Here is a 25,296-nt window from a genome sequence, read left to right on the forward strand (position 1 = left end):
TTCCCTCTGATTAGCGAACTTGGGTTTCATAAGTCGCTGTAACTGTCGCTTTTCCTGGAAGTGAGGATATTTGCAAGCGAATATGAGTATAAGCTGTTGCTGGTGCAGGTTGAGTTTCTACCTTACCGTTGCGAGTCACTTTAATCGTAGGATTCTCTACAAAGGTGCGCTGATTATCAATGCTGTAGGTAATTTTAGCACCTTTAGAAGTCTTAGTCGAGTTCAACACATAAACCATCTGTTTAGGAATAGGTTGATTAAGAACCAAATTTTTAATAGGTTGAGCGCCTTTATTTTCCCCAGTTAAGGTATATTTCAATACATCACCTGGCTTAACATTAGCTTGACCTTCTAAACGTTCCCATTTCTTAACTTCCTTACCTTGTTCATCTTTCACAATCACTTGTTTTTTAGCTTCTAAAAGTAATTCCAGTTGAGGCTTTTTGTTATTACTTTGGGCGATCGCACTGCTAGACTGCCATATAGGTGCTATTCCTGGGACTTGACTAATAAATGGTACAGTAGCAACCAAAGCAAATGCACTTAAACTAACTATAGAAAAACGTTTCATTTTATATTCCTTATCTAACTCTCATCTTGACAAAGAGAGGAAACCAAATTTTCTGTTTCCTCCCTTCCTAGGGGATTAAGGAGGGTAATTAACCTTTCCTATTCCCCAGTTTCCCCCCTTCCAAGGAAGATTAGGGGGGATAATTCACAACCTACTAGTTAACCTTCCGTTGGAAAGTAAATGTTCTCGCTGTAGAACCTGGTGCAATCTGTCCAGTCACTGAGTTCACATATCTGGTGACATCAGTAGCTTGTGTTAGTCCTGTTACATCACTCGTAGAAGTAGTGGCAGGCTGACCACTGAAGAAGGTGATGGTTGAAGCTCCAGAATCCTTAGCTGAACCAACAATATTACTGGTGTCAATTATCGCATTGCCGTCATTGTCCTTGGCCCAGTTGTTTGTTCCTGATACACCATTCTCAGTGATAACAACTTTATCAGCACTCAAAATTACATTACTTGTTCCTACTGTAGCTTCAGAAACATTTTTGTAAGTAATCTGATACTCAATAATATTCCCTGGCTGAGGCGACTTGGGTTCGGTACTAAATGTTCCCTCTCCAGCGATGATAGCAGCACCTGTTCCCTGTAAAAGTCTGGATTTTTTGACTAGTTGCAAGAATCCAGTGTACACCCGGTCAATGGTGGTGTTTCTAACTTCAGTAGCATCGATCACACCTGGCGTAGCGCCGTTGTCTATGAAAGCTGTGATTGGTGCAGGGAAGCCACGTTCGACAGTTGTGACAGGACTAGCAGTAGTACCTTGCGCCGATGTATCAGTTGATAGTGGAGTACCAGCAGGCAAGTCAACACTCACACCATAGGTAACGTTAGCACCACTGGCAACACCATTAATCCGCAGTGGGTTAATATCAGAAATCGGATTACCGCCTACTGTACCCGTTCCAGAAAGGAATGTATAATTACCTGCGCCATCATAGGTGTAAGAAGCACTTAAACTTTGATAAGTTATGGTTACTACTGTACCGCTTGGCAAATTACCTACTGTTGTTGGTGCTGTGGGCAACAAAGAAATATTTGCAGCAGCGGCACCAGTATTTTGAGCCGTGTTAGTAAACGATACAGCAGCCGGATTAATAGGAGTACCAGGGATAACATTAGCGTCAATTAATGATGATTTGTTAGTGAAATCATCATTGTTATCAGTTGGACCGACAGCAGCAGGAGCATTCTGTGGTCCATTCAAGAGAGATAAAGCAGCAGGTATGCTAATTGTTAGCTGGTTATATTCACCATTACCATCATTAGCAGTACCACTGTTATTATTTCCTGGGTCAAGACCGGAAGCCGCAGTATTGTCATTACCAGTGGTTAAATTTGCTGGATCAGAGAAGTTTGTACCGTTGAAGTTACTTGGGGTTTGGTCACCTGATTCATCATAAACAAGTGTACCTGGTTTCTCAGAAGTTTCACCGAACACTTGAGCGATGTTGTTAATAGTTGCTGGTCCTGCGTTTATACCACTCGTTATGACCTGGATACTAAAACCAGTAATAGTTACCCCTGGTGAAACAGAAGTGATAGCATTAGGATCGTTGACAAAACCTACTCTTTTTACCAATGCAAGTGCTGTAGGCGCGGTAGTGTCCCAACTTACCCAGTCAGTAAGGGCATTAGCTTTTTTAGTAGTGTCCGTATCAACGGAGTAAACTACTTTCCAACCAGCAGGAGCAACAGGCTTGCCAGTAAGCACTGTATTTGCCGGAATAGCATCAGAGACTAAAATGCGCTGAGTATTTGCAGTACCGTCAAGTGTGATATTTGTAGCTGTTAAAGGCGCTGGTATCGAACCACTATTAGTTGGATCATTCTGCTCTACTCGCAAGCTTAAACCATAGGTCAGCACATCATCATTAAGTACGGATGTGAGACCAGGACTGTAAGCTGTCCGAGTTTTCAGTAAAGTTGCTAAGGCCTGGATTTTAGGAGTAGCACCTACGGTAGTTCCTTGAGTAGCGCTGGCTTCTCTCACACCATTGATTGGCGCTACCGTTGTGTTAGCATCTACAGTGTAAACGTCTCCACCATCTGCACTACGTGGTTGGTTTTGGGCATCACCAGGAGTTTGACCTAATCTGGCGGTAATAGTATCTCCTGATGTAGCACTATTTTGTACTGTAACTGGTACACGTACCAACACACTACCATTAACTGGTATAGCAGTTGTGGTAGTGAATCCACCCGCAGGTACATTTACCCAGTTTGCACCACCATCGAGACTGTACTGCAATTGTCCACTTGCGCCACCGGGTAATGTACCTGCAACTGTTGCTGGACCTGTTGTATTGGATACGTTAGGAATGTAGAAGTTAGTTACCTCGTTACCGACGTTGGTTACGGTAAAGACATAGGACAGTAAATCACCAGGTTGAACTGGTCCACCTTGATTAATTAGGACATTATTTGCATCAAGACGACCCAAGTTATTAATACCAGAACCTGTGACGGTAATACCTGCTACCTCAGCCACCGTGACTTGAACGGTGTTAGAGGTTGAATTGATTGGTGAGTTAGGGGCATTAGGATCTTCGTAGGTCGCTGTTGCTGTGTTACTAATGCTTGTCCCAGCAGCAGTTCCATCAGCAAAGGCAGGGGCAACAAAGGGGAAGAAGCCGTTAGCAATAAAGGCTGTGGCTAGTAAGGAACGGAATAATTGAGATTGTCTACGAGTTAAAGACTTTTTAGTACGGTTCATGGGAATGTGTATATGTGCAAAATAGGTTAATCATCTGTAAAAATTCTCACTTCATTAATTGAGGATTACAGATATGAATATCCAATGTAAACTTTTTCCCAAGCTATGTTCATGGCTGGAAACTTTGAATTTGGAGTTATTTATCCGGTATTAATCGGTAATAAAGTAATTTGATCCTGTTGTCATATTTTCAGTATCAACGGCTTAATATTTGCATACCAAAACCTAATTAAACTTGAACATTTACTTAAGAGGTTATAGAATTTACTCTTGTGAGATAGCTTCTAAACGATTGGTTGTTTCATGTCTTATTGCCGATGTCTTAATATATATGCCGCAATTTTGCATAAGTTGTGGAGATAGATCCTCATATTTACCCGTTATATCAATTACCAAGTCAAACTCTCGTAATTGATTTTATACAAGCCTTTCACGAATTCTATCTTCGGCATAGTTGCACTGCGATTAAATGTTAGTTAGAACCTGCAAGCCCTAACTAGAGTTGTGTTTTATTTGATCGATAGATATACACCTCTTCAAGTTTGAATACATTAAAAAAACACACTACTCAGATATGACTAGCTTCTAGGTAATAGAAGCAATCTCTTAGTAACTGAGTATTACTTATGTTCTTTTTAGTTTCTAGTTTTTATCCTGACGAGAAATAAATTGTCTTGTATCTCTAGATAGGTAAATCCTAAATCATATAAGTAATATTGTCTAGAGGCTAAAAAAATATATTACTTGAATTAATATTTGTTAATCAAGCTATTATTCTAAGTATAAATATCATCTACTTGAATTAAATTAATAATACATTATAAATATACGCACTTAAATTAAAATGTTATTTATCATCAAAACTAAAAAATAAATCAAATTAAATTTGTCTTTAAATATACTTTATTTATTTAGTTCTCTTATTTTTTAAATAAATTTAAAACGTAATGTTTATTACGCAAAATTCAGTAAATATATTTATGATGTTTCTTCATGAAATATATTTATTAACTCAGTAAGCTGATTTTTCGCAAAATCTTTACATTAATTAAACGGAAATTTCATTAAACTACCCAAATTTATAGAGTAATTAAACCCGACAAAAATAGTCGGGTATGTTTGACGTGGATTTTGCCTTGTGCTAGTATCATTCCACAGTTGACGGACACCCAGGGAACGCGAAATTATGACTCAGGCGATTACAAACCTCAACCAAGCGAACACTTCTATTCTCAAGGCTTTGAAGTGTAAAGAATGTGGAGCAGAATACGAACTTAAAGCTACTCATGTATGTGAAGAGTGTTTTGGACCATTGGAAGTCAAATATGATTACAATGTGCTAAAAAGCTTAGTTAGTAGAGAAACTATTGAAGCTGGTCCTAATTCTATTTGGCGCTACCGTCACTTTTTACCCGTTGCCACAGATAATTATATAGATGTCGGTACAGGAATGACTCCCTTGGTGCGTTCTCACCGTCTTGCCCGTCGCCTGGGTCTAAATAAACTTTATATTAAAAATGATGCCGTCAATATGCCCACCCTGAGCTTTAAAGATCGGGTGGTGTCAGTTGCCCTCAGTAGAGCCAGAGAATTAGGTTTTACTACCGTATCTTGTGCTAGTACAGGTAATTTAGCAAATTCTACCGCAGCGATCGCTGCCTACGCTGGTTTAGATTGCTGTGTATTTATTCCTTCTGACTTAGAAGCTGGTAAAGTCATCGGTAGCTTGATTTATAGTCCTACCCTGATGTCAGTCAAAGGCAACTATGATCAAGTTAATCGCCTTTGCTCAGAAGTTGCCAATACCCACGGTTGGGGTTTTGTGAATATTAACTTGCGTCCTTACTACTCTGAAGGTTCTAAGACATTAGCTTTTGAAGTTGCCGAACAACTAGGTTGGCAATTACCAGATCATATAGTTGCACCTTTAGCTTCTGGTTCTTTGTTCACCAAAATCTATAAAGGTTTTCAAGAATTTGTCGAAGTTGGTTTAGTAGAAGGTAAAGATGTCCGTTTCAGTGGCGCTCAAGCAGAAGGTTGTTCCCCCATTGCGGCAGCTTTTAAAGAAGGTAGAGACTTTATTCAACCAGTTAAACCCAATACAATTGCCAAATCAATTGCTATTGGCAACCCTGCTGATGGCGTATATGCTGTAGAAATAGCAAACAAAACCAACGGTAATATTGAATCAGTTAATGATGCTGAAATTATCGAAGGTATCAAGCTATTGGCAGAAACCGAAGGCATTTTTACCGAAACCGCAGGTGGTACAACCGTTGCAGTTCTCAAAAAATTAGTCGAAGCTGGCAAAATTGATCCAGATGAAACTACAGTGGTTTACATCACTGGCAATGGTTTGAAAACCCAGGAAGCAATTCAAGGCTACATTGGCGAACCTTTAACAATTGATGCCAAATTAGACAGTTTTGAACGGGCTTTAGAAAGATCCCGCACACTTGACCGTTTAGAATGGCAAGAAGTTACAGTTTAATCCTTTCACCATCAATTGTAGGGGTTTAGCATTGCTCAACCCCTACCTGACAAATCACTCAGTAAAAATTAACGTTTAAACAATGGCCGTAACAGTTTTAGTTCCCACCGCTTTGCAAAAATTCACAAATAACCAAGCTGCTTTAGAATGTAGTGCTAGTAATATTTCTGGCTTATTAGATTCCTTAGAAGTAAGCTGTCCTGGTATCAAAGCGCGTTTGTGTGATGAGGCAGGAAATCTCAGACGGTTTTTGAATTTCTATGTCAATAGCGAAGATATCCGCTTTTTAGAAGGGGCAGAAACAGCCCTCAAAGATGGTGATGAAGTGAGTATCGTTCCCGCTGTTGCAGGTGGTTGAAACATCTATCAGGGTTTAGGGTATAGGGTTTTGAAAGTCCCAAATTACCCGTTACCCAATCTTATAGAAGGTATTTTGCGAAAACTATCTATTTAAAAGGCGTTAATTGTTGTAGCCATTCTTGGTTATTTTCTATATTATTTAAAACTATCCGTTTATAATCTTCGTTTTCTAATTCAATATTTAAAACATTACCAAAATCATTTTTTTTTGGTGACATACCAAAACTCCTTACCTCTATCTGTGTAATAAGTTCCAGCTTTAATCACTCCAGGGACAAAACTACCAGGGGCGCGGAGTTCTTTCCAGTCATTTGGGGGTAAGTCTGTGGTAACTTGGATAATATGAGTTAGTGGTATTTGCCAAATCTTATTAAAGCGAACAGCTAAAAGTTGTTCTTTTAAAGAAAATTCTATTTGCAATTTATCGTCAATTATACTTAATTCCATAATTAACCTTGTTAACTTTACGCCAACATTGCATTCTCATAATAGCATTACTTGTTACCAATCACCCTTTACCAGCCTAAAATAGATAGAAAGGATTAGATAATCCTTATATATAAATAGCTGTAGCTATGCTCTAATATGCCAAAATAAAAGTAACTGACTACCCCAAAATGAGCAATGGCAGAAGAAACTAATCAAAATCAAGCCGGAGATGTAGCTTCTAATCCTGCTGCAACCGCCCCAGAAAAGCCCCCAGCAGAGGCTAAAGCTGCCAAAAAGGAAAAACCCCCAGCGTTGGAAGATAAGCCTTTTGAAGAGTTTATGCAGCAGCATTACTTACCGGCGTTGCAAGAAGCAATTACTAAAGAAGGTGTACCAGATGTGAAGCTGACTTTTGCCAAGCAGAAGTATTCCATTATTGGTTTTAATTCAACGGAAGAATGTTGGCAAGTTATCGGTTCTTGGCAAGGGGGACAGCGCCAGTTTAATGTATATTTTCCTGAAGAAAATATTCAAGGTAAAAAGGGATTTTCTTGTAATGAAGGTAAAAAACCCAGTACCTTGGAATCATTTTTAATTGATGAGCGCAAAACTACTCTAGAATTATTGGTATCTCGGTTAGTATATCGCTTGAACGGACAAAAATGGTTAGGTAGAAATTAGCTATTTCTTTCAAGGTAACTTGAAAAATCTCTTTTTTCACTCTGTGCTTCTGCTGTTTAAAGATAATTTATCGAACCACAGAGGCACAGAGAACACAGAGGAAAGATATTAAGAAATAATTTTTACTCTCTTTCAACGGTTTGTCGGTTTGATTTCTATTCTCTTAACTTAATACATATTTTTAATTCTAACCATGATTTCTCTTTCTCCTGAACTTCAAGCTAGACTTTCCACTCCTTTAAAAATCGGCTCATTTGAGGTTAAAAGCCGGGTTTTACAGTCTCCGTTATCGGGAGTGACTGATATGGTGTTTCGGCGTTTGGTGCGTCGTTATGCTCCCGAATCTATGCTGTATACGGAAATGGTAAATGCTACAGGTTTACACTATGTTAACCAATTACCAAAAATCATGGAAGTAGATCCTCAAGAAAGACCTATTAGTATTCAATTATTTGATTGTCGTCCCGATTTTCTAGCGGAAGCAGCCATAAAAGCTGTTGCGGAAGGTGCGGATACTATTGATATTAACATGGGATGTCCAGTTAATAAAATTACTAAAAATGGTGGGGGTTCTTCTTTATTACGTCAACCAGAAATTGCGGAAGCAATTGTGCGAGAAGTTGTCAAAGCGGTAGATGTTCCTGTAACTGTGAAAACCCGCATTGGTTGGAATGATCATGAAATTACTATTCTTGATTTTGCGAAAAGAATGGAAGACGCGGGAGCGAAAATGATTACTGTTCATGGAAGGACTCGTTCCCAAGGTTATAACGGTAATGCGCGGTGGGAATGGATAAAAAAAGTCAAGGAAATTTTATCAATTCCTGTGATTGGGAATGGGGATATTTTCTCTGTGGAAGCTGCGGTAAAATGTTTAGAACAAACTGGTGCAGATGGGGTAATGTGTTCTCGTGGTACTTTGGGTTATCCGTTTTTAGTTGGTGAGGTTGATCATTTCTTAAAAACTGGAGAATTATTACCACCACCTAACCCCATTCAACGCTTAGAATGTGCGCGAGAACATCTTTTTGCTTTATGGGAATATAAGGGAGATAGGGGAGTCCGTCAAGCTCGGAAACACATGACTTGGTATGCTAAAGGCTTTATGGGTGCTGCTGATTTACGCGGTAAGTTAAGTTTAATGGAAACTGTCCAACAAGGTTTAGATTTGATTGATGGTGCGATAGAAAGATTAGCTCATGGTTATGAAATTGAGGAAGAAACAGAATCTACTATTGCATTAATATGACGCTTTATTTAGGAGAACGGATATATCCTTCTGATTTCAATTTTTCTAAGGCTCTTTCGGCTGCTTGTCTCCCATATTTAATACCAATTGCTGTAGATTCTTTGGAAACTTGCGGAATCACAGATAATGTTTTCTTTCCTAATGGTGTTTCATAAAATGCGATAATTCCTTCTATTTCTTCATTTGTGAAATATTTGCTGTAAATGGGAATGTATTCATCTATAATTTCTTCTGGTTTGAATTCAGCCATAAAAGTATCCCAAAATTTTGGAGGTGCTTGGGGATATTCAGCTTTTAGACTATCTATTAATTGAGTAATTATCTTGCGGGAAAGATTTCTTGAACCAGTTATATCCAATAATTTGTTGATATTATTGGTTTTTTCCGTATCTTCAATTTTGTTAATGGGTACATTGGGACTATCTGGAGTTTGAGCAAAAGCGGGTATATTGAGAGTAGTAATCAAAGAAAGTGAAGCTGCAAAAACGAAAGTTTTTATCTGCATTGATTTAAAACCTATTTTTTGTCATTTTTACTGATAACAGATTAACATAAGCTACGTGTAATTGCTAATTTCTTAAATTCCTATCTTTCACAACAAACCCCGATAACGAATAAAAATCAAAATTACAGCCCAAGAACCCAATGTTACTTTAATAGCAACTAAGATATTTAATATCGGGAGAATCCCACCACTAAATAACGTCCCTAACTCCCCGTGTGGTAATTCTAGTCCCGACAAAGTTATCACTGCTAAAACAATGAAAACCAATACCGAAATCTTTTCCCAAATAGCCGCGTGCCAACGTTGGTAAATATCCTGCATCCATTGGTATGATGAGGTAATTGCTATCAGTCCGATTGCTGTCCCTCCAGCGACTCCAGCCGCAAAACCACCCCCCGGACTCAAATGCCCTCTAATAGCTAATTCAATCCCCACTAGTGCCGCAATTGTTGCCCCTAAACGAGCTAATATTATTGATGGTTGATCTTTAAATTGATAGATACTGCAAGATGGTTTCTCATTAGCTAGTAAAAAATTAGCTCCAAGAATGGCAATAGTAAAAACAATAACTTCAAAGATTGTATCATATAGCCGATTTCTGAAAATAATCCCTGATACTGCATTGGGAACTCCACTTTCTTTAACCACTGTTTCCACAATGGAAATATCTGGTAAATTTAGTTCGGAATTAGGCATGATCAGCATTTTCACAAATAACGCTATTCCGGCTAAAATGTAAACTATTTTCATAAAGTTTGCTCCCCTGAATCTAAAACATTGAAATATCTTAAAGTTGTTTTTTGTGATAACAGTTCACTTTCTATGATGTTATAAATGCGTTGCACTCTAATCACAGTTTGATATGTTTCTGCTGTTTCCACAACTTTTTCTAATGGCGCACAAGTAGCATGAATTTCTTTTTCTATTAATGCCTGTTGTAAAGTTTCTTCAGTAGGATAAGGTACGAGTTCTAGACGCAGATAATGTTTCTTGAAAATACTGCGAAAGTCGTTTATCAGTTGTTGAAAATTGCTATCCTGATTTTTTTCTATTGACTGATTTTCCATGACACCAAGACGCAAAACTAAAGATGAACGAACTGCGATCGCATATAAAGTAATTGATAGCATTGTTCCCATTAATGCTTCTGTTAAAGCCACATCTGCTGCACCTAAAACTGCATCTACCATTGCCGCAACTGCACCGAGTACCCCACGAAGTATTAAGGCATGATAGGGGTTAGTTTGAGTTACTAACATCCCAGCAGTTAAAGGTAATAAAGCAATGATTAAATAGAGATAAGTATCATTCATGTTTTTCTTCTTCTATTGAACAATATGCTAATACATAACCCAGCATAGTATTCCAAATCGCTAAGGAAATAATGCCAAGAATAAGTAGTGGCCATTCACTGGGTATTTTCAATAATAGTCCGACAATAATCATCATTGAACCTAACGTATCAGCAACAGAAAGTCCATGTAATTTGAATAATACTGATCTGTTACTAACTAAATGAGAAGTTCCCCAAAACCAGAAAACTATGCCGATACCTATGCAGGTATAACTAAGAAAGTTGATCATACTTCACCTAATCTTCTGAGAATATGTGCTAATAACATTAATCCAGCATTTCCTACTGTTAAAATAATCGCTGCAACTACACCAATCATCCAATCATCTCGTAAAACGGAAATTACGAGAATCATGATAGCCACTTTACTGGAAATGCTGCCAAATGCTAACATCAACTGCCAAGTATCATCTGTTTTCCAGGCTTCATAAATGGGAATTAGTAAAGCCAAAATCATTGCCATTAAGACTATTTCTAGGTTCATGATTGTTTTTTAGTGGGTTTAATGTGGTGAACTTCATACCATCCTTCTTCGTGGTATTTCATGACGATGGTTTTCGGGGTAAAGGTAATCAGAAATATATCGAGAAAAATCAATAAAGGTGATCTTTTAAGTTTGACTTTCTCCATGATAATTTCTTCTTCATTATGGGGACGGAAGATAATTTCAAATGCCTCCATAAAAGCTACCGGAATGGCAACAAGGATTTTAATTATTACCTTTAACCAGGTTTTTAATTTTTCTGGTGATGACTTACCACGTGGTAAAAGTAAGGCAATAATTACACCGATGATAATATTTGTTAAACTCACATTAGCCGTAAGTAAAAACCAAATTGATAGTCTTAAAATAAGATGTCCAATCATGGGAAAGCCATCCAAAATAGTAAGATTAAAGTTAGACTCATGACACCAACTAAATGCTCAAATTCTTCAAATACACGAGGTAGAGATATAGATAATTTCTTGAAAATGAAATGATATCCTAACCAGCCCACAGCGATAATTGCGATTGCTTTTGTAATATTGGTGATTTCATAAGCTGGAAGATAGACAATATTTGCTACAAATAATCCAGTAATCAAAAATATTACTGATATCCAAAAACCTGGTTTGATTTTCTGTTCTTCTGCTTTTGTATGGGGGAGAAAAATAAATTTAGCAAAGGAGATTGCTGTACCCACTGCGGCAATATTCATAACTATAAATTGCCAAGATTCTAAATTTTTTATCGTTAAAACTTTTGCACCAAAACCTGACAACAAAGGCAAACCAGAAATTGATAAACTAGCGATAACTAAGGTTATCCAAATAGTAGTATTAATGGGTTTATTTTGCAGTTCTTTAAAATTACGACTGGGTAAAGAACCCGCAATCAAAAATAAAGATGATTTGACTAATCCATGAGTGAGGGCATAAAATCCACCTACAGCCGGTGCAGCGAGAATCCAGCCTAACTGGGAAATAGTGCTAAATGCTAACATCCGCTTAGTATCTTTTTCAAAGACAGCATAAAATACACCCATTAAAGCTGTTCCTACGCCAAAAATTCTGACTATGGTCTCAATTTCTTCGGAAACTAATGCACAACGTAATAAAGGTAAAACACTGGCTTTAACGACAATTCCTGACATCAATGCGGAAACTGGTGTTTCTGATTCAGAATGAGTTAAAGGTAGCCATAATCCCGATACGAAAATTCCAGCTTTGATTAATAATCCCAGAAAAATTAATGCTAGTGCTTCTGGTGGTGATCCCTTTAAACCTGCAAAACTAAAGGAGTGATGTGTCTGATAAACCAGCACCGCACCCACCAGATAAAACAACATGGCAGTATTGCTAACAAAGAGATACCGTAAACCTACCCAAATTGAGCGATCGCTACGGGGATAAGCAATCAATAGAAAAGCTGCAATACCGCTTACTTCTAATGCCACATATAGACTAATGAAATCGGCACAGATAAAGGCAGCATTCAGGCTACCATGCACAATAATCATCTGGGCATAGAAAAAAGCCGTTTTATCACTATGCCAGCAGTAGAGGGCAACAGCAGCCGTTACCAGGGCATTGGTTAAAATAAAATAACCGCTTAACTCGTCCGCTACTAAGCTGACACCGAAACTATCCAGTAAATTCAGTGTGATAGGGGATGGTTCAAGAAATAGCTGTACCCCGTAAGCAGCAGAAGCAATAGTCCCCCACATGGCCAAATGTCGGTTCAGTTTGGGGACTAGAAAAATCATGAACCCTAGAATAAATGGGGTAGCAATCCAAGCTAGTGTAATGGTATTCATGGTGTATTATTTTTCTCAATCTCGTTACTTTCCAATGTGGGGTTATCCCGTGCTAATTTCATCACACCAACCAGCATCAAAGCCTGAATAGAAAACCCGATAACTATTGCTGTTAATATCACCGCTTGGGGAACAGGATCGGCATAGGCAATGTTTTTAACCTCTGATATAATAGGAGTAAATAGGCCTTTTTGTGATGCAATGAGTACATAAAAGGCAATTACACCTGTACTCATTACATCCATTGAGACAATTTTCATTACCAGGTTTTTTTTGAGGATGATACCAAAAAAACCGCACAATATTGTGACTAGTACGCAAGCTTCTAACACGGGAATTATTTAATTTTATGATAAGGTGCTAACTCTATCTAAGCACGAATTGTTAGTGCTGACTTCATATAAAGACTAAAATATTCTGATGATTATTATAATAATATCTAATGATTTATCCTTTCACAACCTTTAAAGTTTGTAAATTTTCATCTGCACAACCAGTGATAAAACCACCCATTTTTTGAATTTCTTGCAAATATGCTAAAGCTGATTTTGTAATTAGTTCTCCTGGCATTAATACGGGAATGCCTGGAGGATAAGGACAAATAATTTCTGCACAAATCCGTTCTGGGGTTTTCTCCAAAGGTAAGATTTCACTATCAGCAAAAAAAGCCTCGCGGGGAGAAATGCACAGAGAAGGGAGAATTATAGGATCGTTTTTATATTTACAGGTTTTTTCCCGATTTGTCAAGTGGGGAATTTGGGTAAGATTATTTAAGGTTTGTACTAATGCTTCAATATCTGTCTTTGTGTTGCCGATACTAATAATAAATGTGAGATTTTGCAAAGATGAAAATTCTGGAGTGACTCCCATGGCATTAATGATATCTTCAGCAATAAAACCTGTTAAACCTAACTGAGAAACATTAACGGTTAACCGGGTTTTATCTAAATCTACAAAGCCATTATTTTTTATATGATTTTGAGGTATTTGTAAAACCGATAAACTAGGGATTTTGTTGATTTTATCAACTGCTTCTTTCGCTAATTCCAAAGTTTGAGACATCAACTTTTCTCCCTGTATTGCCATTTGCTGACGTGCGGCATCTAGAGAAGCTAAAAGGATAAAACTAGGACTGGTAGATTGAACTAATTGCAATGCTTTATTAACTCTATCAATATCAATTCTTTGACCTTGAATATGTAACATTGATGCCTGTGTCATTGCCCCCAATGTTTTATGAATTGATTGTATTGTTAAATCTGCACCTGCGGTTAAAGCTGAGGTGGGTAATTCTGGGTGAAAATGAAAATGTGCGCCATGAGCTTCGTCTACAATTAAAGGAATATTATATTGGTGGGTAATATTTACTAATGCTGGCAAATTCCCACAAACACCATAATAATTAGGATGAACTATCAGCACTGCTTTTGTATCTGGATGTTTTGCTAATGCTGCTTTTAATGATTCTGGTGTAATGCTGTGAGCAATATCTAAATCTTCGTCATATTCAGGATTTATAAAAATAGGAATTGCACCAGAAAGAATTAATCCAGAAATAACTGAAGAATGGACATTTCTAGGCAGAATAATTTTATCTCCCATTCTACAAGTAGCGAGAATTGCGGCTTCAATTCCGCAGGTAGAACCATTAACTAAAAACCATGTTTTCTCAGCCCCAAAAGCCTCTGCTGCTAATTCTTGTGCTGCGAGAATTACGCTTTGGGGTGTGAATAAATTATCTAATTCTGCTAATTCTGTTAAGTCAGCAAGAAAGACTTCTTTACCTAATAAATCGGTTAAAAGTGGGGAAATGCCAGCACCACGTTTATGTCCTGGGGTGTAAAATGGGGCATGAGGACGGTTTGTACAGGCTTTTAAGGCATTTATGAGAGGGATTTGGTTTTGATTGAGCATTTTTGAGGAAAAGGAAGTGTTTAAGACTTCAGATAAAATTTATGAAGTCTAGAATATTATTAACTAATAAGGTATATTATATCTAAATACAAATTTTTATCCGGACTAAAACTATGGCTAACAAAGAAGTAGAGTTTTTTGAGGAAGAGGAAGCCCAAGAAATCGAGTTTGAGCCTCGTAACAAGTTAATGCCTGTATTAGAGGAAATATCCAAAATTGTTGTTTCTAGTAGTGACTGGACAACGGAGACAATACTTAATCAACTTGTTCGGGATAATATACAGCTAAATCCTAAGTTTCAAAGGAGAGATGCTTGGAATATAACTCGCAAAAGTAGATTTATTGAATCACTGATAATTGGATTTCCAGTTCCCCAAATAGTATTAGCTGTGAATGGCAAGGAAAAAGGTAAATTTATCGTTCTTGACGGGAAGCAACGATTGTTAACTATCCTACAATTTTATGGTAGAAGTGAAAAAACCAAAAATAATGCCTTTGCTCTAAAAGATTTAGAGTTTAGACGTGATTTGATTGGTAAAAAATATGATGATTTTCAGAATGATGTAATTTTAAATTCTGATCTTAATGCTCTAGACAATCAAACTATTCGGACTATATTAATTCGGAATTGGTATAGTGAAGATTTGCTATATAAAATGTTCCTGCGATTGAATGTAGAAAGCACTCCATTATCTCCTCAAGAACTGAGACAAGCATTACATCCAGGTGGTTTTATCAATTTCTTAGATGATAAATCAATTGAAAGTAAAGCTTTACAAAAAATATTGAAATCACCAAATCCTGATTTTCGGATGCGTGATGTAGAATTGTTACTACGTTATATAGGATTTAACTATTTTCTCTCTGAATATAGGGGAAATCTTAAAGCATTTCTTGACATGACTTGTAAAATATTGAATCAAGATTGGGATAAAAAACAGGATGATGTTGAAAATGCAGTTAAGCAATTTGAGGAAGCAGTAGAAATAACTATTAATATATTTGGAGATAATTTCTCTCGTATGTGGTTAGGGAATAAATATCGCAGCCAGTTTAATCGAGCAATTTTAGACGTAATGGTTTTCTACTTTAAAGATAAAACTATAAGGGAATCTGCTCAAAGAAATAAGGAGAAAGTTGAAGAAGCTTTCAAAAACTTATGTTCATCCAACAGTAACTTTAAAGATGCTATTGAAGGAACAACTAAGAACATTCGAGAAACTTACAATCGTTTGAGATTGTGGGGTGAAAGTCTATTAGAAGTTTTAGATGTAGAGTTTAACCTACCTGAACTCGTTGATAATCGGATTATTTTTAACGGGTTAAGATAAGGTATTTTCTATAACTATGCCAAAATCAGTTAGATTCCGCACTTTAACGAGGGAGTTAAATAGGTTAAAAAAGCAATTTCTGCCTAAGATTAACCCGACAGGTTTATACTCTGATAGACAGTTATCCAGAACTCTTGCATACAGAATTTTAGCTCATGCTGAAATTGAGTCTTATCTTGAAGATAGAGCTTGGGAATTAGCTCTAGATGCCAAAAGAGTTTGGGGTACAACAGGTAAAACTACTCGCACTTTAATATGTCTGCTTGGTTTCTCTGATTTAACTATGGATAAACCACCAGATACACTTAACAAACCCAACAATGTAAGTCAAGATAATCACAATAAGCGATTGAAAATAAGTAAGAAAATAGATTTAGCTATCAATAATTTTCGGTGGGTTAAGGATAATAATCATGGAATCAAAGAAGCTAATATTTTGGCATTATTATTACCAATAGGAATTGATCATAATGATTTAGATCCTGCTTGGCTTGCTACTATGAATACATTTGGAAAAGAAAGGGGTATTGTAGCACATACCTCAGCTATATCGTATATGACTGTTCAACCTCCAGATCCTGCAACTGAATTAAATACGGTTCAACAAATTACTCAGGAACTTTTAAGAATAGATGAATTAATGAATAATTTGATAGAATAAAATGTAAAATATTCTGACTATAAAAATCAAACAACATGAACTTAAAAGATATCAAACAAAAACTATTCCCCATCATCAAAATCATCTCCACCGCACTCATCACCAGCGCCATTGGGTTAGAATTATGGAATATGCAAATATCAGTCACTAACAATCAACTACCGAGTATCTTAACACCAGCTTTAATCATTGCCCATATTGCCCTGTCGGCTCATTTTATCGAAGCCATAATTGCCGCTTATTATGCACCGACTCGCAATCAGACATCAATCAAATATGCAACTTATACATTTTTTGTCGGTACAGTTGGTTTATTAGAATTGTGGGAAAATCCTGATACCTAAAAGATTCTCCCTAGTTTCTCCACCATCTCCACCTGTTTGAATTATCCTTATACTTGATACCAAAATCTAAAATCTACAATGCTAAGAGCCGGAATTGTCGGACTTCCCAACGTCGGAAAATCAACCCTATTTAACGCTGTGGTGGCTAACGCTAAAGCTGAAGCCGCTAACTTCCCATTTTGCACCATTGAACCCAACGTTGGCATGGTCTCAGTCCCAGATGACCGGTTAAACGTTTTAGCAAACATTGCTACCTCAGTACAAACAATACCCGCGCGAGTGGAGTTTGTGGATATTGCTGGTTTAGTCAAAGGTGCGAGTCAAGGAGAAGGACTGGGTAATCAATTTTTATCCCACATTCGGGAAGTTGATGCCATAGTTCATGTTGTCCGTTGTTTTGAAAATGATGATATCATCCACGTAGCCGGTTCTGTTGACCCAGCGCGAGATATTGAAATCATTAATTTAGAACTGGGTTTATCAGATTTATTCCAAATTGAAAAACGCATTGAGAGAACTCGTAAACTCGCACGCACCAGCAAAGATGCCCAGTTTGAAGTGGAAATTCTGGAAAAATTAGCCGCTGCTTTAAATGAAGGTAAATCTGTCCGTCAAGTCAGTTTGAGTGCAGAAGAATTGGAAATTATAAAAGGCTTAGGATTACTCACCAATAAACCAATTATTTACGCGGCTAATGTTTCTGAAGAAGACTTAGCAACAGGTAATGATTTTGTCGAAAAAGTGCGAGAAGTTGCTGCGGTCGAAAATGCTCAAGTTGTCATAGTTTCCGCCCAAGTAGAAGCGGAATTAGTGGAATTACCAGAAGCAGATAAAGCTGATTTTCTCGAATCTTTAGGTGTAAAAGAAGGTGGTTTAAAATCCTTAATTCGGGCAACTTACACTCTCTTAGGTTTGCGGACTTATTTCACCTGTGGACCAAAAGAAACCCGCGCTTGGACAATAAATGCGGGAATGTCTGCACCCCAAGCCGCCGGAGTCATTCACTCTGATTTTGAACGGGGATTTATTCGCGCGGAAACTGTTGCTTATAACGATTTAGTAACACATGGTTCCATGAGTGCAGCCAAGGAAAAAGGCTTGGTCAGAAGTGAAGGGAAGGAGTATATTGTCCAAGAAGGTGATGTCCTATTATTCCGATTTAATGTGTAGATAATCTTTAATAGGGAATAGGGAATAGGGAATAGGGAACAGGGAACAGAAGAGAAAAATATTCTTCTTTCTTCTTTCTTTCTGACTCCTGACTCCTGATTCCTGACTCCTGACTCCTGACTCCTGACTCCTGACTCCTGACTCCTGACTCCTGACTCCTCACAACTAAATGATCAGGTGCGTTATATTATTGATAACGCACCAAATTTTTATTCTACAAAATGGGGACGCGCCTGTTGATTTAATTTAAACTTTTCTGCTAATAATTCCCACTTTTCCTGCTCAATTATATGAATAAATTCGTCTAAATTTTCACGATATTGATGGAGGGAATGTAATAATGCTTGCCGATTATATTGCGCCATCATCACCCCTAATTCGGGATTTCCTCCCCCGACCCTACTCGTATCTCGAAACCCTGAACTAGCAAAATTTTGGGCTAATTCAGCAATTTCTGGATCTGTTTCACTTAAACAAGCAGCTATCAAGGAGGCACTGACCATCACGGGTAAATGAGAAATCCAACTCACAGCCCGGTCATGTTGTTCTGGTTGACAATGATAAATAATAGAACCGAGCGATCGCACAATTTCCTCTACAATTGTTACAATATGATTAGGTGTTGTTTCTATTGGCGTTAATACATAAGGCCGATTAACGAACAAATTCTGCTGTGCTGCTTCTATACCCACATCTGTTTTTCCCGCCATCGGATGACCACCGATAAAATTCTCCCATAAAGGAGAAATCGCCTCAACTACAGGTGTTTTTACCGAACCAACATCAGTAATAATAGTAGTCTTAGGCAAATGAGTTATCAACTCTTGAATTTGAGGCACTATTAGTCCTATCGGGGTGCAAATAAATACTACTTCGGCTGATGCCAACAAGCTCAAATCCAAGGACGCTTGATCAACAATGCCGAGGTCAATTGCTTTTTGACAAGTTGATTCACGACGACTCACACCTAAAATATAGTGTCCTTGCGAACGTAAATCGAAACTTAAACAACCGCCTATGAGTCCTAGTCCTAAAATACCTATTTTCATCGTCATCTTGAAAAAAAATTTAATTTGTACTTGTTCTCTCGATACTTTACCAAGTCCAACTGTCAACGTTGGCAATAGAAGGGTAGATTCATGACTATAGAAGAAGAATTAATCGCCAAATATGCACAGGGAGTCTTAGACTTCAGTGGTCTTGACTTAGCAGAATCAAATTTCAGTGGGATTAATCTCAGTGGGATTAATCTCAGTAACGCTAATTTAAGTGTAGCCAATTTAAGTGGTACAAATCTCCATCAAGCTAACTTAACTGATGCCCAACTAAATGTAGCTCGACTCAGTGGTGCAAATCTTGTAGATGCTATTCTGAACGGCTGTAGTCTCAATGTTGCCAATTTGGTGCGAGCAGATTTGACTCGCGCCCAACTTTGCGGAGCTTCCCTAGTTCGTAGTGAGTTAGTTCGTGCAGATTTAAGTCGCGCTAATCTATCAGATGCCAATCTTAGTGGTGCTGATTTGCGGGAAGCCACATTACGACAAGTTAATTTCCGTCGCGCTAACCTCAGTGAAGCTAATTTGAGAGGATGTTTCCTCAGAGAAGCTAATTTGGAAATGGCAAATCTACACGGTACAGAGCTAGGAGCTTGTGACCTCAGTGGGGCTAATTTACGCGATTGCGAACTCAGACAGGCCAACTTGTGTTTAGTTAATCTCACTGGTGCAGATTTACGAGGAGCTAATCTTCGTTGGGTAGATTTACGAGGAGCAAATCTTCGGTGGGTAGATTTCAGTGGGGCAAAATTGAGTGGTGCTAACTTAACCGGAGCAGATTTGACAAATGCCAATTTAACCAATGCCAGTTTTGTTCATGCTAATTTAACTCAGGCCAAATTAATTAAAGTAGAATGGACTGGTGCAGATTTATCTGGAGCTACATTAACTGGAGCTAAACTGCATGGTACACCTCGATTTGGCTTAAAAACAGAGGGGATTACTTGCGAATGGGTGGATCTTTCCTCTAATGGCGATCGCTCAATCATCCAAAATTTTACCTTAGAAGCAGCCAAAGAATTTTTTAATGCCACTCCACCCACCCTCCGCATTATTATTGATTCACCCCTAGATCACGAAGCTAACTTTGTTCTCGCTGGTACTTATTATCAAATCGTTCAAGAATACCCAGACATCATCCAACTCCCTAGCATAGAAATTAGCAACCGCAGGACTATTTTAAGCTTCCGCATAGATAACGACTTAGCTTTATTTCCTACAGCTTTTATGGCAATTCTGCCCTTTCAAGATGCCACCATTACCCAAAAAAATCTTTATACTATGGCAGATATGATGCGTGCCGAAGTTATACAGCAGCAGGATCTTAAGTCTATCAAAATTGTTAGACAATTAATTATTTTTTTAGCAGAAGCTATGAGAAAAACTAAGATAATTGAACAAACTAAAAAAACTTCAGAATCAACCCAAAAAGTCAAGTTTTTTCAAGCACCTACTCAGGTAATTTTAACAAATTCTAAGGCTAAAAATCTGATAATTTATGACAATCCTCGCTTTGGCAAGACACTGCTCCATAATTTGAATACTAACCATAATGATGATATATCCAGCGAATCAGGATATTCTATCCCCGATTTAAACATAATTGTCGATTTTATCAAAGGATTTTACTACATTGGTCAGTAGTCAGTAGTCATTTGGTAGGAGGCAGAAGTAATTTTGAATTTATTTCTCCACCTATTCCTGACTATAAGTTGGGATACTAGATCATCATCTACCAAAATTACAGGAGAGAAAAAATGTTTAATCGCATGATGGGCAAAACTCGCTATATTGTCTCTCGGTTGTTTTTGCATTTAAATGGAGAGGAAGTAGCACCAATATTAGGTATCCTCAATCGTAGCGCCAGAACCGCAATTGATGCTGACGGTGATATAGAAGTTTTGGGAGAAGAATTGGTGCAAATCTGCCAAACTCTCCTGCAATATGATGAATATTGGTTCTCCGCTGCTAACGAAGGCGATGTCTTTTGGAAAGAAGGTGAGGCTGGAGATTTTGTTAACGAATTATTCACAGACTCCGCCCAAAGATATGGGGCTAATCTGGATTTTAGTTCCACCACCTCAAACCAGCCCTTATCACTCCCTGTCACCCGTAACGTGATTGTCATGATTACGGTAGCTGCTGAAGGGGAAGTTCCCGATTTAGAAACTGACTTGGCTAACATCCCCGCCTTGAAAGAAGCCTTAAAAGCATTAATTAATCTACACTACAAACATAAACTCCGCGCTATCCAAGTCCATTTCTCACCGGCTCAGTTAGGTGATGAACTTTCTAGTGATCAATTATTGGAGTATTACCCCGAATTGATCCCATTGTAAATTATTCGTTAGTCTGTAATTAGTACCCGCACAAAACATGAACACAATGATGATGACCATACTGCGTAAACTTACAGTTGTTTGTTTAGCCTTGACGTTGTGCTTAACCACTGTCGCTTGCGGGGGAGGAAACCAAGCTAATTCTTCAAACCAGGGTGTTAGCCAAACAGCTACTCCCACCAAATTAAATGATGGGACGTATGAAGTACAACAGGGTACATACAACGATGCTAATGGTGAATATACTCTGTTTTTACTCAACAACACACCTCCACGCTTTGCTACAGAAAAGCTACAAATGGCAAGGTTAACTGATGAGGAAATCAAAGCAGGTAAGAAAACTTACCTCAAAGTAGAAAATGGTCAACCAGCCTTATACCTGACAGAAGACTTTAAACTTGAGTACGTCCATAACGTCACTGAGACAAAAACCAATCCCCAAACTGGACAAAAGGAAACCGTTATTGTTCGTCAAGAATCTAACTTCTGGACACCTTTTGCTGGGTCTTTGGCTGGTAACATCGCTGGTCAAGCCATTGGTAGTATGTTGTTTAGACCTCAATATTATGTTCCCCCCGTTTATCAGTCAGGTGGGATCATGAATGGTTATGGTGGTTATGGTTCTAGCTATGATTCAGCAGTTTCCAATTACCGTTCTCGCTACAATGAACCACCCGCAGCCGTGAAAAATCGCACCACTTTCCGCACCACAGGAAATATCAGAAACTCCTCTTCAGGAAACGCCACCCGTACCAACACAACTGGACGAGCTTCCGGTTCTGGTTTTGGTGGTAGTACCCTCAGACCTTCTGGTAACTCTAGCGCCCCCCGCCGCAATTCTGGTAGTAGTTTTGGTAGTGGTGGCCGTTCTTCTAGCCGTCGTTCTTCCGGTTTCGGTAGCCGAAGAAGATAATTAAATTATTTCCGTTTGTTCCCCTTAGCATTTCGCTAGACTCCAGAACAAACGGAAACTCATTCAAAAAAAGATTTTTTAATTTTTCCGTTTAAAGAGATCGAGAGGGGTTGACATTTGATTTTAAATTTGTTATCATAAAATTGACAAGGAAGAACTATCTTGCGATAAAAAATAAGTCCGCGTAGGTTGGGTTAAGCGACAGCGCAACCCAACATCCTATCAATCTATCTTATTGTGGCCAGCGTCCCATGACTTTACCAATCACCGCCAATTCTGACATTAATTTATCAAAAAGGTCTGGGGTTAAAGATTGGGGTCCATCAGATAAAGCTTTGGCTGGGTGAGGATGAACTTCAATCATCAGCGAATCTGTACCCGCAGCGATGGCCGCCATAGCCATAGACGGGACAAACTCAGACCAACCCACACCATGACTAGGATCAATCATGATTGGTAGGTGCGTCAGTTTCCGCAACACCGGCACAACGGATAAATCTAGAGTATTGCGAGTATATTGACGGTCAAAAGTTCTAATTCCCCGTTCACACAAAATCACATTGGGATTACCCGCAGCTAAAATATACTCCGCCGCCATTAACCAGTCTTCAATAGTCGCCGCCATACCCCGTTTTAACAGCACTGGTTTCGGTTGCGCTCCCACCTTCTTCAGCATGGCAAAGTTTTGCATATTTCTCGCCCCCACCTGAATCACATCGGCAACTTCGCCAATTTTCTCCAAGTCTTCCGTATCCATTACTTCCGTAATAATCCCCAGCCCGCTGACTTTTCGCGCTGTAGCTAACAATTCCAACGCACTTTCACCATGACCTTGAAAAGCATAAGGTGAAGTTCGGGGTTTATATGCCCCACCGCGTAAAAACTTAGCTCCCGCAGCTTTTACCCGCAGTGCTGTTTCCACAATCATTTCTTCATTTTCCACAGAACAGGGTCCAGCGACAACTACCAAAGGATGATGTTCACTAAACACCACATTTCCTTGAGGAGTATTCACCACCACCTCAGAAGCTTCTCCATGACGGAATTGGCGACTGGCTCGTTTATAGGGTACTTCCACTCGTAATACTTGCTCAATCCATGGGTTTAATTCTTGAATTCGTGGGGGATCTAAATCCGCTGTTTCCCCAACTAAAGCAATGACTACCTTATGTTGACCAATAATCTTTTCTGGTGTTAGTCCCCAGCTAGTTAATTCTTGAGTAATCTGGTTTATCTCTTCCTGTGGGGAACCAACCTTCATGACGATAATCATCTGCAAGTTCCTTTTTAAGTAAATTTTTTATTAACTAACTATTAGATTAACAACGAAAACATATAAATAAAAATGTAGCGTTAGGTACTTTTTCCTAAATAGACAGTGATTTGTGCTGAATTTTACTAGAAAAGTTCAAACAATTCCCTAGTTTGTTGTTTGAATCAGTAGAAGAACCAGTTTATCCTAATAACCGTTTTAATCTTTTGTACACATCATCATCATTGCGCTTACCAACTAAAATTACTTCCACTAAATCTTGATCTGGAAAGTATTTATAAACAATTCGATATTCACCACTATCTACTCGATAAAAACCCTGATAACCAGATAGTTGTTCACTATCATTTGGTAAAGGTTCAACATTCAAAGCCAAAACCTTTTTTGCTATTTGTGCTGCTATTTTAGGTTGTAAACCATTGAGGAAATCCAGAACAGTTGCTAAACCATCAAGCCGCGCCATTAGCTAAATGCTCCAATGCAGATGTAAAAGCCTCTGGACCCACCATTTTTGATTGACTCAAAGCAGTTTCAGCATTTTGAACTAACTGCATATCTTCTAATTCTTGCAATCTATTAATTAATTTTTGGTAGCTATCTGCGGAAATAATGACATGACTAGGACGTGATTGTTTAGTTAGTAATACTGGTTCAATAGCAGCTTTGTCAAAAACCTCACCATGTTTATTTCGCGCATCTGTAAGAGTATAGGTTTGCATAGAATGACTATTTTAGACATTTTGACTATATTTTAGCATAATAGCATAAATATTTTAGATAGATGTGTAAGTTTTTAGCAGTGCTAAACCCCTACCTTTAAAATCAAATTGATCTTAATCCTGTTCATCCTTTAATCCTGGACATCCTGATTCTGACAATGTGTCTAACTAGCAACTTACGTTATTAGTTTAATACAATACAATAAAACTGCAAAGTAAAATTTTAATTCTGTAATATAATGCAGTAAGATTGTAAATTAATCTAATTTAACTGTTAAATAAAAATTTATCTTTGTAATGCAATACAATAAAACTGCATATTGATACTTTATTAAAGTTGAGTAAGCTGTTGTTAATGTCGGAACAAACGCCAGGAAAAAATAATAATACGTTTGATTAGTAGTCGTACACGATGCAATAGTAAGGTTAACACAACTGATAGGTTATTCAACAAACGTATATAAAAGGGACGAGGTATGATTTGCTGTTGTAAACTTTGCAAGTTGTTCCGAAAGATTCTTGTAGTATGGTGATTAGTTCCTAGCACTCGTTCAGACATAGCTAAAGCATCAATGTAGAGAGGTTCTGCTTCACTGTATCTTCCTTGTTTATGGTAAAAACCTGCTAAATTGTTCAAGCTAGTAGCAACATCAGGATGGTTGCCTATAAATAGCCGCTTTCTCATCTCTAAAGCATCAAGGTAGAGAGATTCAGCTTCACTGTATCTTCCTTGGTTATGGTAAAGATTTGCTAAACTGTTTAAGCTATTAGCAACATCACGATGGTCGCTTGTAAATAGCCGCTTTCTTATTTCTAAAGCATCAAGGCAGAGAGGTTTCGCTTCACTATATTTTCCTTGGTTATTATAAAGAAGTGCTAAATTGTTCAAACTAGTAGCAACATAGCTGTTATCGCCTGTAAATA

Annotated in this window: 29 protein-coding genes; 11 read left to right on the forward strand and 18 right to left on the reverse strand. The window is 38.0% G+C overall.

The features are described 5' to 3' along the window. Positions 1 to 10: 10 nt before the first annotated feature. Together FJR11_RS07365 and FJR11_RS07370 are read right to left on the reverse strand one after the other, a co-directional pair. Positions 11 to 571, reverse strand: coding sequence for a DUF11 domain-containing protein (locus FJR11_RS07365; RefSeq protein ID WP_168503060.1), 561 nt, complete (start codon positions 569 to 571; stop codon positions 11 to 13). Between the two features lie 154 nt (positions 572 to 725). Beyond that, the gene (locus FJR11_RS07370; RefSeq protein ID WP_168503061.1) at positions 726 to 3,287 is read right to left on the reverse strand and encodes a hypothetical protein; all 2,562 of its coding nucleotides are present in this window, start codon (positions 3,285 to 3,287) and stop codon (positions 726 to 728) included. 1,186 nt (positions 3,288 to 4,473) lie between these two features. Here FJR11_RS07370 and thrC point away from each other — a divergent pair. Beyond that, positions 4,474 to 5,778: a threonine synthase gene (thrC, locus tag FJR11_RS07375; protein WP_168503062.1), complete on the forward strand. Its 1,305-nt coding sequence runs from the start codon at positions 4,474 to 4,476 to the stop codon at positions 5,776 to 5,778. An 82-nt stretch (positions 5,779 to 5,860) separates the two neighbouring features. Then, on the forward strand, positions 5,861 to 6,136 hold the full coding sequence (locus tag FJR11_RS07380; protein ID WP_168503063.1) for a MoaD/ThiS family protein: 276 nt from the start codon (positions 5,861 to 5,863) through the stop codon (positions 6,134 to 6,136). Positions 6,137 to 6,224: 88 nt separating this feature from the next. Here FJR11_RS07380 and FJR11_RS23750 read toward each other — a convergent pair whose 3' ends face one another. Next, the gene (locus FJR11_RS23750) at positions 6,225 to 6,356 is read right to left on the reverse strand and encodes a hypothetical protein (RefSeq protein ID WP_256366775.1); all 132 of its coding nucleotides are present in this window, start codon (positions 6,354 to 6,356) and stop codon (positions 6,225 to 6,227) included. Beyond that, positions 6,337 to 6,585, reverse strand: coding sequence for a hypothetical protein (locus FJR11_RS07385; RefSeq protein ID WP_254444709.1), 249 nt, complete (start codon positions 6,583 to 6,585; stop codon positions 6,337 to 6,339). The genes FJR11_RS23750 and FJR11_RS07385 overlap by 20 nt, the downstream gene beginning before the upstream one ends. A 177-nt stretch (positions 6,586 to 6,762) precedes the next feature. On the opposite strand from FJR11_RS07385, the gene FJR11_RS07390 reads away from it, so the two are divergent. Beyond that, positions 6,763 to 7,248 carry a DUF2996 domain-containing protein gene (locus FJR11_RS07390; protein WP_168503064.1) on the forward strand — a complete coding sequence of 162 codons (486 nt, stop codon included), beginning with the start codon at positions 6,763 to 6,765 and terminating at the stop codon, positions 7,246 to 7,248. Positions 7,249 to 7,441: 193 nt separating this feature from the next. Then, positions 7,442 to 8,497, forward strand: a complete 1,056-nt coding sequence (gene dusB, locus FJR11_RS07395) for a tRNA dihydrouridine synthase DusB (protein ID WP_168503065.1) — start codon at positions 7,442 to 7,444, stop codon at positions 8,495 to 8,497. Positions 8,498 to 8,501: 4 nt separating this feature from the next. Here dusB and FJR11_RS07400 read toward each other — a convergent pair whose 3' ends face one another. From FJR11_RS07400 to FJR11_RS07440, 9 genes are all read right to left on the reverse strand, one after another. Beyond that, positions 8,502 to 9,002, reverse strand: a complete 501-nt coding sequence (locus tag FJR11_RS07400; RefSeq protein WP_168503066.1) for a DUF2059 domain-containing protein — start codon at positions 9,000 to 9,002, stop codon at positions 8,502 to 8,504. Between the two features lie 87 nt (positions 9,003 to 9,089). Continuing rightward, on the reverse strand, positions 9,090 to 9,752 hold the full coding sequence (locus FJR11_RS07405) for a Na(+)/H(+) antiporter subunit B (RefSeq protein ID WP_168503067.1): 663 nt from the start codon (positions 9,750 to 9,752) through the stop codon (positions 9,090 to 9,092). Continuing rightward, positions 9,749 to 10,315 (reverse strand): DUF4040 domain-containing protein, encoded by a 567-nt coding sequence (locus tag FJR11_RS07410; protein ID WP_168503068.1) that lies wholly within the window; start codon positions 10,313 to 10,315, stop codon positions 9,749 to 9,751. Before FJR11_RS07410 ends, FJR11_RS07405 begins: the two co-directional genes overlap by 4 nt. Beyond that, positions 10,308 to 10,586 carry a monovalent cation/H(+) antiporter subunit G gene (locus FJR11_RS07415; RefSeq protein ID WP_168503069.1) on the reverse strand — a complete coding sequence of 93 codons (279 nt, stop codon included), beginning with the start codon at positions 10,584 to 10,586 and terminating at the stop codon, positions 10,308 to 10,310. Before FJR11_RS07415 ends, FJR11_RS07410 begins: the two co-directional genes overlap by 8 nt. Further along, complete coding sequence (locus FJR11_RS07420; RefSeq protein WP_168503070.1) at positions 10,583 to 10,840, reverse strand: hypothetical protein; 258 nt, start codon at positions 10,838 to 10,840, stop codon at positions 10,583 to 10,585. The genes FJR11_RS07415 and FJR11_RS07420 overlap by 4 nt, the downstream gene beginning before the upstream one ends. Next, positions 10,837 to 11,223, reverse strand: coding sequence for a Na+/H+ antiporter subunit E (locus FJR11_RS07425; protein WP_168503071.1), 387 nt, complete (start codon positions 11,221 to 11,223; stop codon positions 10,837 to 10,839). The genes FJR11_RS07420 and FJR11_RS07425 overlap by 4 nt, the downstream gene beginning before the upstream one ends. Further along, positions 11,220 to 12,653, reverse strand: a complete 1,434-nt coding sequence (locus FJR11_RS07430) for a cation:proton antiporter (protein WP_168503072.1) — start codon at positions 12,651 to 12,653, stop codon at positions 11,220 to 11,222. Before FJR11_RS07430 ends, FJR11_RS07425 begins: the two co-directional genes overlap by 4 nt. Then, entirely contained in the window at positions 12,650 to 12,985 is a 336-nt protein-coding gene (locus FJR11_RS07435) for a cation:proton antiporter subunit C (RefSeq protein ID WP_168503073.1), read from the reverse strand. Before FJR11_RS07435 ends, FJR11_RS07430 begins: the two co-directional genes overlap by 4 nt. A gap of 115 nt (positions 12,986 to 13,100) precedes the next feature. Continuing rightward, positions 13,101 to 14,567 carry an aminotransferase class I/II-fold pyridoxal phosphate-dependent enzyme gene (locus FJR11_RS07440; protein ID WP_168503074.1) on the reverse strand — a complete coding sequence of 489 codons (1,467 nt, stop codon included), beginning with the start codon at positions 14,565 to 14,567 and terminating at the stop codon, positions 13,101 to 13,103. Between the two features lie 113 nt (positions 14,568 to 14,680). Between FJR11_RS07440 and FJR11_RS07445 the strand changes: the two genes are divergently transcribed. The 4 genes from FJR11_RS07445 to ychF all read left to right on the forward strand — a co-directional run bounded on the left by FJR11_RS07445 (position 14,681) and on the right by ychF (position 18,073). Next, positions 14,681 to 15,898, forward strand: a complete 1,218-nt coding sequence (locus tag FJR11_RS07445) for a DUF262 domain-containing protein (RefSeq protein ID WP_168503075.1) — start codon at positions 14,681 to 14,683, stop codon at positions 15,896 to 15,898. A 16-nt stretch (positions 15,899 to 15,914) separates the two neighbouring features. After that, entirely contained in the window at positions 15,915 to 16,559 is a 645-nt protein-coding gene (locus tag FJR11_RS07450; protein ID WP_168503076.1) for a HEPN domain-containing protein, read from the forward strand. A 35-nt stretch (positions 16,560 to 16,594) separates the two neighbouring features. After that, positions 16,595 to 16,903, forward strand: a complete 309-nt coding sequence (locus FJR11_RS07455; RefSeq protein ID WP_168503077.1) for a hypothetical protein — start codon at positions 16,595 to 16,597, stop codon at positions 16,901 to 16,903. Between the two features lie 78 nt (positions 16,904 to 16,981). Next, on the forward strand, positions 16,982 to 18,073 hold the full coding sequence (ychF, locus tag FJR11_RS07460; RefSeq protein ID WP_168503078.1) for a redox-regulated ATPase YchF: 1,092 nt from the start codon (positions 16,982 to 16,984) through the stop codon (positions 18,071 to 18,073). Positions 18,074 to 18,282: 209 nt separating this feature from the next. Here ychF and FJR11_RS07465 read toward each other — a convergent pair whose 3' ends face one another. Continuing rightward, a complete protein-coding gene (locus tag FJR11_RS07465) occupies positions 18,283 to 19,122 on the reverse strand; it encodes a prephenate/arogenate dehydrogenase (protein WP_168503126.1) in 840 nt (279 codons plus the stop codon). Between the two features lie 90 nt (positions 19,123 to 19,212). On the opposite strand from FJR11_RS07465, the gene FJR11_RS07470 reads away from it, so the two are divergent. The 3 genes from FJR11_RS07470 to FJR11_RS07480 all read left to right on the forward strand — a co-directional run bounded on the left by FJR11_RS07470 (position 19,213) and on the right by FJR11_RS07480 (position 22,380). Beyond that, positions 19,213 to 20,772, forward strand: a complete 1,560-nt coding sequence (locus FJR11_RS07470; protein WP_168503079.1) for a pentapeptide repeat-containing protein — start codon at positions 19,213 to 19,215, stop codon at positions 20,770 to 20,772. Between the two features lie 113 nt (positions 20,773 to 20,885). Further along, positions 20,886 to 21,467 carry a DUF1517 domain-containing protein gene (locus tag FJR11_RS07475; protein WP_168503080.1) on the forward strand — a complete coding sequence of 194 codons (582 nt, stop codon included), beginning with the start codon at positions 20,886 to 20,888 and terminating at the stop codon, positions 21,465 to 21,467. 46 nt (positions 21,468 to 21,513) lie between these two features. Next, entirely contained in the window at positions 21,514 to 22,380 is an 867-nt protein-coding gene (locus tag FJR11_RS07480; protein ID WP_168503127.1) for a DUF1190 domain-containing protein, read from the forward strand. A 232-nt stretch (positions 22,381 to 22,612) separates the two neighbouring features. Here the strand turns inward: FJR11_RS07480 and aroF are convergent, their stop codons facing one another. From aroF to FJR11_RS07500, 4 genes are all read right to left on the reverse strand, one after another. Continuing rightward, a complete protein-coding gene (gene aroF / locus FJR11_RS07485) occupies positions 22,613 to 23,653 on the reverse strand; it encodes a 3-deoxy-7-phosphoheptulonate synthase (protein WP_168503081.1) in 1,041 nt (346 codons plus the stop codon). A gap of 181 nt (positions 23,654 to 23,834) precedes the next feature. Continuing rightward, on the reverse strand, positions 23,835 to 24,116 hold the full coding sequence (locus tag FJR11_RS07490; RefSeq protein ID WP_027404042.1) for a type II toxin-antitoxin system RelE/ParE family toxin: 282 nt from the start codon (positions 24,114 to 24,116) through the stop codon (positions 23,835 to 23,837). Continuing rightward, positions 24,103 to 24,372 (reverse strand): type II toxin-antitoxin system Phd/YefM family antitoxin, encoded by a 270-nt coding sequence (locus tag FJR11_RS07495; RefSeq protein ID WP_168503082.1) that lies wholly within the window; start codon positions 24,370 to 24,372, stop codon positions 24,103 to 24,105. Before FJR11_RS07495 ends, FJR11_RS07490 begins: the two co-directional genes overlap by 14 nt. A gap of 352 nt (positions 24,373 to 24,724) precedes the next feature. Beyond that, positions 24,725 to 25,296, reverse strand: a 572-nt coding sequence (locus FJR11_RS07500; RefSeq protein WP_168503083.1) for a tetratricopeptide repeat protein, incomplete at its 5' end; no start/stop codon positions are given.

It is taken from the genome of Anabaena sp. UHCC 0187, from assembly GCF_009712035.1.
GTDB lineage: Bacteria > Cyanobacteriota > Cyanobacteriia > Cyanobacteriales > Nostocaceae > Dolichospermum.

What these genes read in the sequence shown, in the direction of transcription:
- FJR11_RS07365 (WP_168503060.1), bottom strand. Translation starts at nt 571, where the DNA reads ATGAAACGTTTTTCTATAGTTAGTTTAAGTGCATTTGCTTTGGTTGCT.
- FJR11_RS07370 (WP_168503061.1), bottom strand. Translation starts at nt 3,287, where the DNA reads ATGAACCGTACTAAAAAGTCTTTAACTCGTAGACAATCTCAATTATTC.
- thrC (WP_168503062.1), top strand. Translation starts at nt 4,474, where the DNA reads ATGACTCAGGCGATTACAAACCTCAACCAAGCGAACACTTCTATTCTC.
- FJR11_RS07380 (WP_168503063.1), top strand. Translation starts at nt 5,861, where the DNA reads ATGGCCGTAACAGTTTTAGTTCCCACCGCTTTGCAAAAATTCACAAAT.
- FJR11_RS23750 (WP_256366775.1), bottom strand. Translation starts at nt 6,356, where the DNA reads ATGTCACCAAAAAAAAATGATTTTGGTAATGTTTTAAATATTGAATTA.
- FJR11_RS07385 (WP_254444709.1), bottom strand. Translation starts at nt 6,585, where the DNA reads ATGGAATTAAGTATAATTGACGATAAATTGCAAATAGAATTTTCTTTA.
- FJR11_RS07390 (WP_168503064.1), top strand. Translation starts at nt 6,763, where the DNA reads ATGGCAGAAGAAACTAATCAAAATCAAGCCGGAGATGTAGCTTCTAAT.
- dusB (WP_168503065.1), top strand. Translation starts at nt 7,442, where the DNA reads ATGATTTCTCTTTCTCCTGAACTTCAAGCTAGACTTTCCACTCCTTTA.
- FJR11_RS07400 (WP_168503066.1), bottom strand. Translation starts at nt 9,002, where the DNA reads ATGCAGATAAAAACTTTCGTTTTTGCAGCTTCACTTTCTTTGATTACT.
- FJR11_RS07405 (WP_168503067.1), bottom strand. Translation starts at nt 9,752, where the DNA reads ATGAAAATAGTTTACATTTTAGCCGGAATAGCGTTATTTGTGAAAATG.
- FJR11_RS07410 (WP_168503068.1), bottom strand. Translation starts at nt 10,315, where the DNA reads ATGAATGATACTTATCTCTATTTAATCATTGCTTTATTACCTTTAACT.
- FJR11_RS07415 (WP_168503069.1), bottom strand. Translation starts at nt 10,586, where the DNA reads ATGATCAACTTTCTTAGTTATACCTGCATAGGTATCGGCATAGTTTTC.
- FJR11_RS07420 (WP_168503070.1), bottom strand. Translation starts at nt 10,840, where the DNA reads ATGAACCTAGAAATAGTCTTAATGGCAATGATTTTGGCTTTACTAATT.
- FJR11_RS07425 (WP_168503071.1), bottom strand. Translation starts at nt 11,223, where the DNA reads ATGATTGGACATCTTATTTTAAGACTATCAATTTGGTTTTTACTTACG.
- FJR11_RS07430 (WP_168503072.1), bottom strand. Translation starts at nt 12,653, where the DNA reads ATGAATACCATTACACTAGCTTGGATTGCTACCCCATTTATTCTAGGG.
- FJR11_RS07440 (WP_168503074.1), bottom strand. Translation starts at nt 14,567, where the DNA reads ATGCTCAATCAAAACCAAATCCCTCTCATAAATGCCTTAAAAGCCTGT.
- FJR11_RS07445 (WP_168503075.1), top strand. Translation starts at nt 14,681, where the DNA reads ATGGCTAACAAAGAAGTAGAGTTTTTTGAGGAAGAGGAAGCCCAAGAA.
- FJR11_RS07450 (WP_168503076.1), top strand. Translation starts at nt 15,915, where the DNA reads ATGCCAAAATCAGTTAGATTCCGCACTTTAACGAGGGAGTTAAATAGG.
- FJR11_RS07455 (WP_168503077.1), top strand. Translation starts at nt 16,595, where the DNA reads ATGAACTTAAAAGATATCAAACAAAAACTATTCCCCATCATCAAAATC.
- ychF (WP_168503078.1), top strand. Translation starts at nt 16,982, where the DNA reads ATGCTAAGAGCCGGAATTGTCGGACTTCCCAACGTCGGAAAATCAACC.
- FJR11_RS07465 (WP_168503126.1), bottom strand. Translation starts at nt 19,122, where the DNA reads ATGAAAATAGGTATTTTAGGACTAGGACTCATAGGCGGTTGTTTAAGT.
- FJR11_RS07470 (WP_168503079.1), top strand. Translation starts at nt 19,213, where the DNA reads ATGACTATAGAAGAAGAATTAATCGCCAAATATGCACAGGGAGTCTTA.
- FJR11_RS07475 (WP_168503080.1), top strand. Translation starts at nt 20,886, where the DNA reads ATGTTTAATCGCATGATGGGCAAAACTCGCTATATTGTCTCTCGGTTG.
- FJR11_RS07480 (WP_168503127.1), top strand. Translation starts at nt 21,514, where the DNA reads ATGATGATGACCATACTGCGTAAACTTACAGTTGTTTGTTTAGCCTTG.
- aroF (WP_168503081.1), bottom strand. Translation starts at nt 23,653, where the DNA reads ATGATTATCGTCATGAAGGTTGGTTCCCCACAGGAAGAGATAAACCAG.
- FJR11_RS07490 (WP_027404042.1), bottom strand. Translation starts at nt 24,116, where the DNA reads ATGGCGCGGCTTGATGGTTTAGCAACTGTTCTGGATTTCCTCAATGGT.
- FJR11_RS07495 (WP_168503082.1), bottom strand. Translation starts at nt 24,372, where the DNA reads ATGCAAACCTATACTCTTACAGATGCGCGAAATAAACATGGTGAGGTT.